General features: G+C 63.2%; 10 protein-coding genes (1 of these 10 only partly in view). 8 read left to right on the top strand and 2 right to left on the bottom strand.

The annotated features are described in order from the left end of the window. The 6 genes from J3R84_RS18095 to J3R84_RS18070 all read left to right on the top strand — a co-directional run. Positions 1-1,226, top strand: partial view of an ABC transporter substrate-binding protein gene (locus tag J3R84_RS18095; protein ID WP_025425374.1) — the 3' portion only. The gene continues 1 nt to the left of window position 1, outside the view; 1,226 of the gene's 1,227 nt are visible here — the last part of the coding sequence; its start codon straddles the left edge of the window (only 2 of its three bases are visible, at positions 1-2); it ends in the stop codon at positions 1,224-1,226. Between the two features lie 78 nt (positions 1,227-1,304). Continuing rightward, positions 1,305-2,936: an ABC transporter permease gene (locus tag J3R84_RS18090; protein ID WP_051509141.1), complete on the top strand. Its 1,632-nt coding sequence runs from the start codon at positions 1,305-1,307 to the stop codon at positions 2,934-2,936. Then, on the top strand, positions 2,937-3,602 hold the full coding sequence (locus J3R84_RS18085) for an ATP-binding cassette domain-containing protein (RefSeq protein WP_025425372.1): 666 nt from the start codon (positions 2,937-2,939) through the stop codon (positions 3,600-3,602). It begins immediately after the preceding gene. Then, positions 3,599-6,058 carry an ATP-dependent helicase HrpB gene (hrpB, locus tag J3R84_RS18080; protein ID WP_025425371.1) on the top strand — a complete coding sequence of 820 codons (2,460 nt, stop codon included), beginning with the start codon at positions 3,599-3,601 and terminating at the stop codon, positions 6,056-6,058. Before J3R84_RS18085 ends, hrpB begins: the two co-directional genes overlap by 4 nt. A 40-nt stretch (positions 6,059-6,098) precedes the next feature. After that, a complete protein-coding gene (locus J3R84_RS18075; RefSeq protein ID WP_025425370.1) occupies positions 6,099-7,403 on the top strand; it encodes an ActS/PrrB/RegB family redox-sensitive histidine kinase in 1,305 nt (434 codons plus the stop codon). An 83-nt stretch (positions 7,404-7,486) separates the two neighbouring features. Then, entirely contained in the window at positions 7,487-8,071 is a 585-nt protein-coding gene (locus J3R84_RS18070) for an ActR/PrrA/RegA family redox response regulator transcription factor (protein WP_025425369.1), read from the top strand. Here J3R84_RS18070 and J3R84_RS18065 read toward each other — a convergent pair whose 3' ends face one another. After that, positions 8,072-8,611, bottom strand: a complete 540-nt coding sequence (locus tag J3R84_RS18065; RefSeq protein ID WP_025425368.1) for an MmcB family DNA repair protein — start codon at positions 8,609-8,611, stop codon at positions 8,072-8,074. A gap of 183 nt (positions 8,612-8,794) precedes the next feature. On the opposite strand from J3R84_RS18065, the gene J3R84_RS18060 reads away from it, so the two are divergent. Next, a complete protein-coding gene (locus J3R84_RS18060) occupies positions 8,795-9,484 on the top strand; it encodes a L,D-transpeptidase (protein WP_025425367.1) in 690 nt (229 codons plus the stop codon). A gap of 269 nt (positions 9,485-9,753) precedes the next feature. Then, positions 9,754-11,691: a methyl-accepting chemotaxis protein gene (locus J3R84_RS18055; RefSeq protein WP_057206497.1), complete on the top strand. Its 1,938-nt coding sequence runs from the start codon at positions 9,754-9,756 to the stop codon at positions 11,689-11,691. 134 nt (positions 11,692-11,825) lie between these two features. Here the strand turns inward: J3R84_RS18055 and J3R84_RS18050 are convergent, their stop codons facing one another. Beyond that, on the bottom strand, positions 11,826-13,997 hold the full coding sequence (locus tag J3R84_RS18050; RefSeq protein WP_025425366.1) for a malate synthase G: 2,172 nt from the start codon (positions 13,995-13,997) through the stop codon (positions 11,826-11,828). Positions 13,998-14,067: the final 70 nt, after the last annotated feature.

Below are 14,067 nucleotides of genomic sequence, written 5' to 3'. Positions count from 1 at the left end.
TGATCGGATGGGTAAGACGATGGGCAGCGGCGGTCGTCGCCACACTTAGCCTTGCCTGCCCGGCGGCCGCTTTCGACATCGACAACTGGGCTTCGGTCGTTTCCGAGGCCAAGGGCGAGACGGTTTATTTCAACGCCTGGGGCGGTTCAGCCAATATCAATGCCTATATCGCCTGGGCGGGCGAACAGATGAAGGCGCGCTACGGCGTCAACGTCGTGCATGTAAAACTCGATGACACTGCCAAAGCGGTCGCAACCGTGCTTGCGGAGAGATCGGCGGGCAAGGATGCTGCCGGCACCGTCGATCTCATCTGGATCAATGGCGAGAACTTTGCCGCGATGAAGCGGCAGGGCCTGCTCTTCAGCCCCAGCTGGGCAACCCGGCTTCCGAACTGGGCCTATGTCGACCACGAGACGAAGCCGACAATCCTCACCGACTTCACCGTACCGACGGAAGGGCTCGAAAGCCCTTGGGGCGGCGCCAAACTGGTCTTTTTCTATGACAAGGCCCGCACGCCAACCGCGCAGCTGCCCACATCGGCAAAAGACCTGCTTGGCTGGGCAAAGGCCCATCCGGGACGCTTCTCCTATCCGCAGCCGCCGGATTTCGCCGGCTCCTCGTTCTTGAAGCAGGCGCTGATCGAGCTCATCGATAACAGGAGCAAGTTGCTGAAGCCCGTGGACGAGGCAACGTTTCAACAGGATGTGGCGCCGCTCTTTGCCTATCTCGACCAGCTGACGCCGTTGTTATGGCGCAAGGGAAAGGCCTATCCGCAGAACTACCCCGATATGAAGCAGAAGCTGGCCGACGGGGAACTCGACATCATCTTCGCCTTCAATCCCGCCGAAGCTTCGGCGGCTATCGCCAATGGCGAGCTGCCGGACACCGTCCGCTCCTTCGTCTTTTCCGGCGGAACGCTTGGCAACACCCATTTCGTTGCCATTCCCTATAACGCCAATGCTGGTGCGGGCGCGCTGCTGCTTGCGGATTTCCTGCTCTCTCCCGAGGCGCAGTTGCGCAAACAGGACGCCCAATACTGGGGTGACCCGACGGTGCTGGCGATGGTGAAACTACCGGATGCCGACCGTGCCGCCTTTGCAGCCCTCGATCTCGGGGTGGCGACATTGCCGCCCGATCAGCTCGGCCCGGCGCTTGCCGAACCGCATCCCGACTGGATGACGCGGATCGAAACCGAATGGATCCGCCGATATGGCGCCGCCAATTAACGGCGAGTGCCGGCGCCATCGACGGACATCCCTGTGAGGGACGCCCTGCAGCGGGGCATCGGCACAGGTGTGGCGGTCATGCTGTGCCTGCCGGTTTTGGCTGGTCTCGCCGGCACCCTGCTTCCGGCCTTCGGCTACCTGCCCGCACTCGGCGGTACGCAGCTCACGCTCGGGCATTTCGAGGCGCTGGTCGCCCAGCCGCATATCCTGCGCTCGGCTCTGATCAGTCTGGCGGCAGGGTTGATCAGCACGTTTGTCACCCTGATGGTGGTCTGCACCTTTGTCGCGGGTTTCGCCGGAACGCGACCCTTCGCCTTCATCCAGCATCTGCTTTCACCGCTGCTGGCCGTTCCGCACGCCGCATCGGCATTTGCGATCGCCTTCCTGATCGCGCCGTCCGGTTTTCTCATTCGGCTCGCCTCTCCCGAACTCACCGGCTTCGACCGACCGCCGGACTGGCTCGTGCCGAACGATCCGCTCGGGTTGTCGATGATATCCGGTCTTATTGCCAAGGAGATGCCCTTTCTGCTGCTGGTAATGCTGGCGGCACTGCCGCAGCTGCCCGTGGCGAATGCGCGACGTTTGATGTCAGCTCTCGGCTATGGCCGGGTATCGGGCTTTATCATCGCGCTCTGGCCGCTGCTTTATCGGCAGATCCGCCTGCCTGTCTTCGCGGTGCTGGTCTACTCGACCTCGGTGATCGACGTCGCGATGATCCTTGGGCCCCGATTGCCGCCGACATTGCCGGTACGTATCGCCCAATGGCTGGCCGACGACGACATCGGCGCCCGGTTCCTCGCTTCGGCCGGCGCCGTGCTGCAGCTAGCGCTCGGCCTGTTCGCGATCGTGGTCTGGATCGGCGTCGAACGGCTCGGTCGTCTTTGTCACCGGCGCCTGAGCGCTTCGGGAAAACGCCTGAGTGACGACCGACTTCTTCGCCGGACCGCAGCCGTGATCACGACCTTGTCCGCGGCGTTGATCTTTACCGGGCTCGGCCTGCTGGCGCTCTGGTCGATTGCAGGGCTGTGGCCATTCCCTGATAGTCTGCCGACAAGCCTCACCTTCAGAACATGGCAACGCGCCCTTGGAGGGTTCGCCGGACCTCTGGCCAACACTATCATCATCGCCCTGCTGTCATCGCTCCTCGCACTTGCGATCGCCATCGGCCTGCTATCGCGCAGTGCTCACGGCACCGCCGAGCGCTGGTTTCCCGTCTTCCTGCCATTGCTGGTCCCGGAGATCGCCTTCGTGTTTGGATTGCAGATCCTGGCAGCAATGGCGGGGTTTTCGCCGTCGATCGCCACCGTTGCCGCCGTGCATCTGGTCTTCGTTCTGCCCTATGTGCTTCTGTCACTAGCGCCGCCCTGGCGGGCGCTCGACCGGCGCTACGAACAGGTCGCATCGGGACTGGGTAAATCGCCACTCAAGATCCTCATGACCATTCGACTGCCCATGCTGCTTCGCGCCTGCCTGACGGCATTTGCCGTCGGCTTTGCGGTCTCCGTCAGCCTCTACCTGCCGACCGTGCTGATCGGCGCCGGACGGGTGACGACGATCACCACCGAGGCGGTGGCGCTTTCGTCGGGAGGAGATCGGCGCATCATCGGCGTTTATGCGCTGCTTCAGGCACTGTTGCCGTTTCTCGGTTTTCTCATTGCATCGCTCGTGCCGCAGTTGCTATTCCGCCACCGACGGGCAATGAGGATCTGAATGCGAACGCCAGGCAAGACGATGCCTCTGACTTTGTCCGATGTGACGATCCGGCTGGCCGACCGGCTGCTGCTTTCCGTTTCGGCGACGGTCATGCCCGGCGACGTCCTGACGATCATGGGTCCGTCGGGCTCCGGCAAGTCGACGCTGCTCGCCTATATCGGCGGATTTCTCGACCCTGCCTTTACCGCCAGCGGTGCAGTTCTGCTCGGGCAGGACGATCTGATCGCGCTGCGGCCGCAACAGCGCCACACCGGCATTCTCTTCCAGGATCCGCTGCTGTTCCCGCATCTTTCGGTCGGCGGCAACATCGTCTTTGCCATACCCGAGGCGTTCAAGGACCGAGACGTCAGGCGTCGGATGGCAGAAAACGCGCTCGATGAAGGCGGGCTTGGCGGGTTCTTCGACCGCGACCCGGAGACGCTTTCGGGCGGGCAGAAGGCGCGTGTCGCGCTCCAACGCGTGCTTCTCTCCGAGCCGCGCCTGCTGCTGCTCGACGAGCCTTTTTCCAAACTCGACATGGCCTTGCGCCAGCAAACGCGCGAGCTGGTCTTTGCCAAGGCGCGGTCCGCAGGCCTGCCGACAATCCTCGTGACCCATGACCGCGCGGACGCGGACGCCGCCGGCGGTGCGCTCATCCATATCGGAGCGGAGAGACAATCGTGACGCTTACCCTGCCCGCCTTGCCGGTTCGCGAGGTCCTGCCCGAGATCGCCGAAGCTCTCGACAAGGCCCGCTCCGTCGTGCTTTCGGCGCCACCCGGCGCCGGCAAGACGACGCTCGTGCCGCTGTTCCTGCTCGAGCAACCGTGGCTCGACGGCGGCAAGATCGTCCTGCTCGAACCCCGGCGGCTCGCCGCCCGGGCAGCGGCCGGGCGCATGGCGGAGCTACTCGGCGAGAAAGTGGGCGAAACCGTCGGCTATCGCATGCGACTCGACAACCGGATATCGGCCAAGACCCGGATCGAAGTAGTGACCGAAGGCGTTTTTGCCCGCATGATCCTCGACGATCCGGAGCTGGCGGGCGTCTCCGCGGTTCTCTTCGACGAATTTCACGAACGTTCACTCGATGCCGATTTCGGCCTGGCACTGGCGCTCGACGTCCAGTCTGCGCTGCGCGACGATCTCCGGATCATCGTCATGTCGGCAACACTCGACGTCGAGCGCGTTTCAAAACTGCTCGGTGACGCGACCGTCGTCGAAAGCCAGGGGCGTAGTTTCCCCATCGACATCCGCAACCAGGACCGCGGCGGCGAGAGCGTCGAGGACGCAGTCGTGCGCGCCATCGTCGAGGCGCATCGCAGCGAAGAAGGATCGATCCTCGCCTTTCTGCCGGGACAGGCCGAAATCACCCGGACGGCGGCACGGCTTGCCGACCGGTTTACAGCCGATACGACGGTCGTTCCGCTTTACGGAAACCTGACGCAGAAGGAGCAGGATGCGGCGATCCGGCCGGCGCCGAAAGGCACGCGCAAGATCGTTCTTGCCACCTCGATCGCCGAAACCTCGATCACCATCGACGGCGTGCGGATCGTCATCGACAGCGGCTTGCAGAGACTGCCGGTCTTCGAAGCGTCGACCGGCATCACCCGGCTTGAAACCGTGCGCGTCTCGCGTGCGTCGGCCGATCAGCGCGCCGGCCGAGCCGGGCGAACGGAGCCGGGCATTGCCATCCGCCTCTGGCATGCCGGCCAGACTGCAGCGCTTGCGGCCTTCACGCCGCCGCAGATCCTGGCCAGCGATCTTTCCGGACTGCTGCTCGACATGGCGCACTGGGGCGTCACCGATCCCGCAGCGCTTGCCTTCATCGACCCACCGCCGGAAACGACCCTGATGGAAGCGCGAAAGCTGCTGAGCGAGCTTGGCGCGCTCGATGGTTTCGGCGCGCTGACCCCAAGGGGACGCAAGATCCGTGATCTGGCCCTGCCGCCGCGCCTTGCGGCCATGGCGGTTTCGGCGGCCGAGGAGGGCCAGGGCGAGGCGGCCTGTCTGCTCGCGGTCATGCTGACGGAGCAAGGCCTTGGCGGCAACGCCATCGACCTGGAGGACCGGCTGCGCCGCTTTCGCCAGGAGCGCGGCGAGCGCGCCGAAGCCTCGCGCAATCTTGCCCGCCGCATGGCGGCGGAACTCAAAGGGGCGCGAAAGTCGAGCGAACCGGTCCAGCCCGGCGCCTTGCTGATGCACGCCTTCCCGGACCGCATCGCGCTTCAGCGCGGTGGCCGTGGGCGGTTCGTGATGGCAAACGGCCGTGGGGCCGAGATCGCCGAGACCGAGCGCCTCGCTGCGGCAAACATGCTTGTGATCGCCGACCTCACGGGCCGCGCCGGCGGCCAGCGCGTGCTGGCGGCGGCCGAGCTTTCGCGCGCCGACGTCGACGCGCATATGCCCGAAGCGATCGTGCGGGAAGAGCAAAGCGTCTTCGACCGGGCGAGCCGCCAGGTGCGCGCGCGCCGCGTCACCCGGCTGGGTGCGATCATCTTCGAGGAGGCGCCGCTTCCAAGACCGACTGGCGAAAGCGCAGCACGCGCGCTTGCCGATGGCGTTCGCCAGCTTGGACTGGCGGTCCTGCCGTTTTCCAAGGAGGCGATGCAACTGCGCGATCGCATCGGTTTCCTGTATCGCTCGCTCGGCGAACCCTGGCCGGACGTTTCCGACGCAGCCCTGCTTGCGACGCTCGAGGACTGGTTCGTTCCGTTTCAACACGGCGTCACCGCTATCGCCGACATCAAGGCCGGCGCGCTTTCCGAAGGATTGCTGTCGCTGGTCCCGCACGACCGGCAGCGGGAGCTGGCAAAACTGGCACCGACGCATTTCGAGGCGCCGACGGGACAACGGCATCCGATCCACTATGACGGCGACGAACCGCTTCTCTCCATCCGGGTGCAGGAACTCTTCGGGCTCAAAAAACACCCTGCTATCGGCGATGGCCGGCTGCCGCTGCTGCTCGAACTGATTTCGCCCGGCCGGCAGCCGATCCAGACCACGCGTGACCTGCCGGGTTTCTGGGCCGGGTCGTGGCGGGATGTCCGGGCCGACATGCGCGGGCGTTATCCCAAGCACCCCTGGCCGGAGAACCCGGCGGAGGCCGCGCCGACGACACGGGCAAAACCGCGTGGTACATGAGGCAATACCCTTGACGGGGGCCATAGGAACAAGAGCAGGCATGACGGCAGTGGCACTGGAACACAATGATCCGACTTCGAACAGAAGCCTGCGCCTGCAGACGCTCATTCGCCTGCGCTGGCTTGCGGTCGGCGGCCAATCGATCGCCGTCATCATCACAACGCTGTGGCTGCAGTTTCCGCTGCCCTTGCTCTTGTGCCTGGTGCTGATTGCCACATTGGCGCTGGTCAACACCTACCTCACCCTGCGCTTCCCCCCGACGCACCGGTTGCGACCGCCGGCCGCGTTTGCCTTGCTCGGGCTCGATCTCGCGCAGCTGACCGGCCTGCTCTTCATCACCGGCGGGCTTGCCAATCCGTTTGCGCCGCTGCTTTGCGTTCCGGTCATCATTTCCTCGGCCTCGCAGCCGAAGCCGCACAGCATCGTTCTTGCCGGCCTTGCGGTCATCGGTGTCACCGTCCTTGCCTTTTCGCCGTTCCCGCTGCCCTGGTATCCCGGCACGCTTCTCTTGATGCCGCGGGTGCTGACGGCCGGCATCTGGTTCGCGATCGTGTCGATGACGGCCTTTGCCGCGTTCTATACCTACCGCGTCTCGCTCGAAGCGAGCGAACTGTCGGAGGCGTTGACGGCGACCGAGCTCGTGCTCCAGCGTGAAAAACACCTTTCGCAGCTCGACGGCCTGGCGGCGGCCGCTGCCCACGAGCTCGGCACGCCGCTTGCCACGATCAGTGTCGTTGCCAAGGAAATGGAGCGTGAGCTCGGTGACGACCCACGCTTCGGCGAGGACGTGCATCTGCTGCGCAGCCAGAGCGAGCGATGCCGCGACATTCTCAAGCGGCTGACGACGCTGTCCTCCGAAAGCGAAGAGCATATGCGGCTCTTGCCGCTATCCTCGCTGGTCGAGGAAGTGATGGCGCCGCACCGCGAGTTCGGCATTCACATCAATCTTGTCGAAAAGGGTGACAAGGCATCGGAGCCGGTCGGCAACCGCAATGCGGGCATTCTCTACGGGCTCGGCAATCTACTGGAAAATGCGGTCGACTATGCCAAGCAGGAGGTGACCGTGACGGTCGAGCACACCGCCGACCACGTCAAGGTGACGATTGCCGATGACGGCGATGGATTTGCCCCCGATATTCTGATGCGCATCGGCGAACCCTATGTCACGCGCAGGCAGAAGGATGACAGCGCCGGCGGCCTGGGGCTCGGCCTGTTCATTGCCAAGACCCTGCTCGAGCGGTCCGGCGCGCGCCTACGCTTCGAGAACGGCGGCGCCGATCGCCCCGGCGCCAAGGTCAGCGTCGAATGGCCGCGTGCGCTGATGGACACGAAACTGGCGAAATGACGTTTGGCAGTTTATTGAACGGGATGACAGGAAACCTATAATCTCGGTGAAAACGTCCCGTTTTTCGCCCAAGGATTGCGAGAATGACCGAAAAATCGACAGCTTCGCCCAGCACGCACGCCCAGGACGCCGAACTGATCGGACCGGACAGAACGCTGCTGCTCGTCGACGATGACGCGCCGTTCCTTCGACGCCTCGCCCGCGCCATGGAAGCGCGCGGCTTTACCGTCGATATCGCCGAGTCCGTTGCCGAAGGCATCGCCAAGGCGAAGGGCAACCCGCCGAAATACGCCGTCATCGATCTGAGGCTCGGCGACGGCAGCGGCCTCGACGTAATCGAGGCGATCCGCAGCCGCCGTGACGACACCCGCATGATCATGCTTACCGGCTACGGCAATATTGCAACGGCCGTGAATGCGGTGAAGCTCGGCGCGGTCGACTACCTCGCCAAGCCTGCCGACGCCGACGACATCTTCGCAGCACTGGTGCAGCGCCAGGGCGAACGGGTCGAACCACCGGAAAACCCGATGTCGGCCGACCGGGTGCGGTGGGAGCATATCCAGCGCGTCTATGAGATGTGCGAGCGCAACGTGTCGGAGACGGCGCGTCGGCTCAACATGCATCGCCGAACGCTGCAGCGGATCCTGGCAAAACGCGCGCCGAAGTAGTCAACCCTCGGCTGACCCGTCGCGGGAGCCGGAAACGATATCGCGAATGGAGTTGCCGAGTTCGCCATTGCGCTCGGCAGCCCACTCCGCCAGCATCAGCCGTTGTGCGGCGGTGCGGGCAAAGAGCTGCAGCACGGACTTGCGGGTTGCCGGTGCAAGCCGGTGTTCCGGTGCCTCGCGAATGATGTGTCCGTCGTAGCCATCCGACAGCAGCAATCCACAATCATCCGGAAAGATATCGAGCGGGACGTCACCATGGGTGGCGAAGAACAGCCGGTCGCAGTGCTGCCGATAATCAGGCCATTTGCGATCGACGCGGAAATCCTCGATCGACGTCTTGATCTCGACGATCCAGATTTCGCCCTTCGCCGACAGCGAGATGAGATCGGCACGCCGGCCGCTGGCGAGCGTCAATTCCGGCAGCACCGCGTGGCGCAATTCCGTGAAAAGCCGCTGAACCCCGCGGCGCACCATGAGCGCGCGATTCGATTGTCGACCGTCCACGAGAGGGTTGTCGTCATGGATAGAGAGAATTGTCATTCGTCTAGACTCTCGTCTGCCACCGCTTTTGTTGCAAAAAAGCCAGCGTCACGGAATTTACACTTTCCCGCCGCCTTGTTGCCACGCAATCCCTTGCATAGCAGCAACTAATCGAAAATAACCGTTGTCACTGATGGTCGGGCCGACCCAGTTTTTCTTCGCTTCTTATTTTAAGAGACTCCTATGCGCTTCCGCAATGCCTTCCTCCTGTGCAGCCTGGCGGCGACACTCGCCGTAGCCGGCTGCTCGACAACTTCGACCAAGTCCGAGACGGCAAGCGGTGAGCCTGCTCCCGTTGCGGAACAGGTCGCTTCGGATCAGATCTTTTCGGGCAATTATGGCGCAGTTGAGGATCACGGTTACGCGCTCCCTGCAGTTCCGATCAACAAGGTCGATGGCCGCTTCCATCGCCAGATCGTCGATTATTCGACGAGCGAGCGTCCCGGCACCATCGTCGTCAACACCCCGAACCGGTTCCTCTACTACGTGCTGCCCGGCGGCAAGGCCGTTCGCTACGGAATCGGCGTCGGCAAGGCCGGCTTTGCATGGGAAGGCGAAGCCTATATCGCCTGGAAGCAGGAATGGCCGATGTGGCACCCGCCGAAGGAAATGGCGGAACGGAAGCCGGAAGTGGCCAAGTATGTCGAGGCAGGCATGGGCCCGGGCCTGAAGAACCCGCTCGGCGCTCGTGCACTCTATCTCTTCAACGACCAGGGCAAGGACACGCTGTTCCGCCTGCATGGCACGCCGGAATGGTCGTCGATCGGCACGGCCGCTTCGTCGGGCTGCATCCGTCTGATGAACCAGGACATCATCGATCTCTACTCCCGCGTTCGTCCGGGCAAGAACGCACGCGTGGTCGTTCAGCAGTAAAACGCGACCAGGATCATGCAATCAGAAAGCCGCCGGATTCCTCGGCGGCTTTTTTGTTGGCCGAACGTCCGCGACGATATTTCCTCGACGTCGCTACGCAGAGTTGCCCCGCTTCCGGTGCTTCAAACCAGGGTGGCTGGCTTCCGGTTCCGTTGCGATTATTTGTTCAAAAAACGCGCAAGAAGGCCTGAAATTCAGCGCCTTATTAAGTAAGGATTATCTAATTAATTAAAAAGTGTGGCCGAGAGATACCTAACCAAGGGACCGCCATGCTGATCAAGACCAAGCTCCTGAGTGCGATTGCACTGTTGTCACTCATCGCGATCGGCATTGCCGTCTACAGCCAGCATGCGCTTGCCGAAAACAGCGCGACGATGGATGCGGTCTATGCCGACCGTATCGTTCCCTTGAAAAATCTGAAGGCAACATCGGACGCTTTTGCCGTCTCGATCGTCGACGCGGCGCACAAGGTGCGCAACGGAAACGAGACGATGGAGGCCGGTCTTGCCTCGGTCAACGACGCCCGGCAGGTGATAACCGCCAATTGGGACGCCTATGTCGCGACCTCTATGACACCGGAGGAGCAGAAGCTTGTCGAGAACGCCAAGCAGCAGATGGTGGTCGCGATGGACTCGATCGCAACGCTGACGAAAATCCTGTCTGAGCGTGATTCTGCGGCGCTCGACAGCTTCGTTCGCACCTCGCTTTACGAAACCATCGATCCCTTGACCGAGACCATCTCGGAAATTTCCGACCTTCAGGTGCACTTGTCGGACAAGGTCTTTCAGGAACAGCATCGCGAATTCGAAACGGTGCGAGCTGTCAGCATCGGCATCATCCTGCTCGTTCTCGCGCTGGCTGCTGGAACCTACCTGGTGGTTTCACGTGGCGTCATCGGTCCGCTCGCCAGGCAGATCGGGGCGATGCGCAAGCTGATCGACGGCCATCTCGAAGACGACGGATCGAATGTGACCGGCAAGGACGAAATCGCCGAGATGGCCCGCGCCATCCAGTCGTTCCGGGAAGCGGCCCGATCCAACCTTCGTCTGCAGGCCGAGGCCGAGGAAAGCCGCCGCAATGGCGAAGCGGAACGCACGCGGATGCAGGACGAGGCCGAAGAGGCCGCGCAGCAGAAATTGATCCAGGCGACGTCAGGCCTTGCGACCGGCTTGCAGCGGCTGGCCGACGGCGATCTCGCCGTGCGGCTGGAGGAACCCTTCTCCGCAGAGTTCGAGCAGTTGCGTCACGACCTCAACAAGGCCGCCGCGCAGCTCAACGATGCCATGCTCGCCGTCGCTGACAGCGCCGGCAATATCGGCATGGGCACCCGCGAAATCAGCCAGAGCGCCGACGACCTGTCGAAACGCACGGAGCAACAGGCGGCATCCCTGGAGGAAACGGCAGCGGCCCTCGACCAGATCACCGCCAATGTCAGCAATTCCTCGCGCCGGACGGAGGAAGCCCGCGACGTGGCAGGCGAAGCAAAGACCAGCGCGACGCAGTCGGCCGTCGTCGTGGCCAATGCCGTCGAGGCGATGCGGCGGATCGAAGAATCATCCAGTCAGATTTCCAGCATCATCGGTGTGATCGATGAGATCGCCTTTCAGACCAACCTTTTGGCGCTGAACGCCGGCGTCGAGGCAGCGCGGGCGGGCGACGCCGGCAAGGGATTTGCGGTCGTGGCGCAGGAAGTGCGCGAACTGGCGCAGCGTTCGGCAAAGGCAGCCAAGGAAATCAAGGAACTGATTCGCAGCTCCAGCTCCGAAGTCGAGAGCGGGGTGCGGCTGGTGCGCGACACCGGCGAGGCGCTCAAGACCATCGAGGCGCACGTCATCACCATCAACGAGCATATGGCTGCCATCGCCACCTCGGCCCGGGAACAGTCGGTAGGGCTGGCCGAGGTCAATACCGCCGTCAACCAGATGGATCAGGTGACGCAGCGCAACGCCGCCATGGTCGAGGAGGCGAATGCCGCGTCGGCGACGCTTGCCCAGGAAGGCACGAACCTTCGCGCCCTGATCGGAAGGTTCCAACTTTCCGGGGAAACCCGTGCCGCGGCCAAGCCAGAGGCGCGGCGGACGCCGCCCCGCGCCGTCACGCCCCAACAGCACGCGAACATCGGAAACCGACCGCCTGCGGTACGATCGGCTGGGTATGCGGTGCAGGGCAACGCGGCCTTGTCCACCGAAGGCTGGGCCGAGTTCTGATCTACAGCGTTTCCGCCCCAAACGGAGGCACGGAAACGCCCTATGTCTTTGGTTTTTCGCGTTTCCGGACGGAAAACCGCTTCGCAGTTTTCCTGGAAAGTCTCCGGCGTTGATGAAGCCCGGCGCCGCCTTGATCAGGCGGCCAGCCGGGCCTTCAACTCGCGGCGACGGCGATGCAGGACCGGTTCGGTATAACCGTTCGGCTGCTCGCGGCCCTTGAGCACCAGCTCGAGCGCTGCCTGGAAGGCAATCGAGCCGTCAAAATTGCCGGCCATCGCTGCATACTGTGCATCATCGGCGTTCTGGCCGTCGACGACGGCGGCCATGCGCTCCATCGTCTCGACCACCTGCGCCTCGGTGACGACGCCGTGATGCAACCAGTTCGCCATGTGCTGCGCCGAGATGCGCAGAGTGGCACGATCCTCCATCAGGCCGACATTGTTGATGTCGGGCACCTTGGAGCAACCGACGCCCTGATCGACCCAGCGCACGACGTAGCCGAGAATGCCCTGCGCGTTGTTATCGAGCTCGCGCTGGATTTCCTCTGGCGTCCAGTTCGGACGGGTCGCGACCGGAACCGACAGTATATCGCTGAGCTTGGCCCGTGCCCGGCTCTTCAAGCCGGCCTGAACGTCGGCGACATTGACCCGGTGATAATGCGTAGCGTGCAGGGTCGCAGCCGTCGGCGACGGCACCCAGGCGGTATTGGCACCCGCCTTCGGGTGGGCGACCTTCTGCTCCAGCATCGCCGCCATCAGGTCCGGCATGGCCCACATGCCCTTGCCGATCTGCGCATGGCCGGAAAGCCCGCATTCGAGACCGATGTCGACGTTCCAGTTTTCGTAAGCGCCGATCCAGGCGGCCTGTTTCATGTCGCCCTTGCGGATCATCGGACCGGCTTCCATCGAAGTGTGGATCTCGTCGCCGGTGCGATCGAGGAAACCGGTGTTGATGAAGACGACGCGTTCGCGCGCGGCGCGGATGCACTCCTTGAGATTGACCGTCGTGCGGCGCTCCTCGTCCATGATGCCCATCTTCATGGTGTTGGCGGGCATGCCGAGTGCCGCCTCGACGCGCGAGAAGATCTCGCAGGCGAAAGCGACTTCTTCCGGCCCATGCATCTTCGGCTTGACGACATACATTGAGCCGTCGCGGGAGTTCATGCGGCGGCCGCCCTGGCCGATATCGTGCAGAGCGATCAGCGCGGTTGCCATCGCGTCCATGATGCCTTCCGGCACCTCGTTTCCGTCGCGATCAAGGATAGCCGGATTCGTCATCAGGTGACCGACGTTGCGCACCAGCATCAACGAGCGGCCTGGCAAGGTCAGCGTGCCCCCACTTGGCGCCGTGTAGACGCGATCGGCGTTGAGGCGGCGCATGAAGCTGCGGCCGCCCTTGGCGACTTCCTCCTCGAGATCGCCCTTCATCAGGCCGAGCCAGTTGCGGTATACGACGACCTTGTCTTCGGCATCGACCGCCGCAACCGAATCTTCGCAGTCCATGATGGTGGTGATCGCGGATTCGAGAATGACGTCGGAAATATGAGCCGGGTCATCCTTGCCGATCGGAGTCGTCGCATCGAGAACGACGACGGCATGCAGATTGTTGTGCCGGAGAACGATCTGCGACGGCGCTTCGTGCGAACCCGCAAAGCCGGCAAACTGCTCGGAGTTGCGAAGCGTCGTCTTCGCTCCGCCCGCAAGCGCAACCGAAAGGCTGCCGGAAGCAATCTTCAGCGACGCAACATCCGCCCAGCTGCCGCTTTCCAGCGGCGCGCTTGCATTGAGGAAGTCGCGCGCCCAGGCAATGACCTTGGTGCCGCGCTTGGGATTGTAGCCGCGTCCCTTTTCCGCACCGCCTTCGTCGGAAATGGCATCGGTGCCGTAGAGGGCGTCATAGAGCGAACCCCAGCGTGCGTTGGCGGCGTTGAGGGCATAGCGTGCATTCATGACGGGAACGACGAGCTGCGGACCGGCGATCGTAGCGATTTCAGGATCGACATTATCAGTCGAAACAGAAAACTCGGGGCCCTCAGGCAGGAGATAACCTATCTCCTTCAGAAAGCCCTGGTAGGCTTCGAGGTCGCTCGGCGCGCCATTTTCGCGATACCAGGCATCGATCCTGGCCTGCAGATCGTCGCGCTTGGCAAGCAAGGCGCGGTTCTTCGGCGCGAGGTCATGGACGATCTCCGACAGCGCGGAAAAAAACCGCTCGGCGTCGACGCCGGTGCCCGGCATCGCCTCGTCGACCAGAAAGCCATGCAGACCTGCATCGATCTTCAATCCGTATTTCTCAATGCGGTCCATCTTTTTACTCCTTGAAACAGGCCACTCGCGCGCGTGAAAGGCCGGCAGTTTCTCACCAATTCATTCCCTG

This window comes from Ensifer canadensis (assembly GCF_017488845.2).
GTDB lineage: Bacteria > Pseudomonadota > Alphaproteobacteria > Rhizobiales > Rhizobiaceae > Ensifer > Ensifer canadensis.
This window is presented reverse-complemented; position numbering and strand designations above follow the sequence as displayed.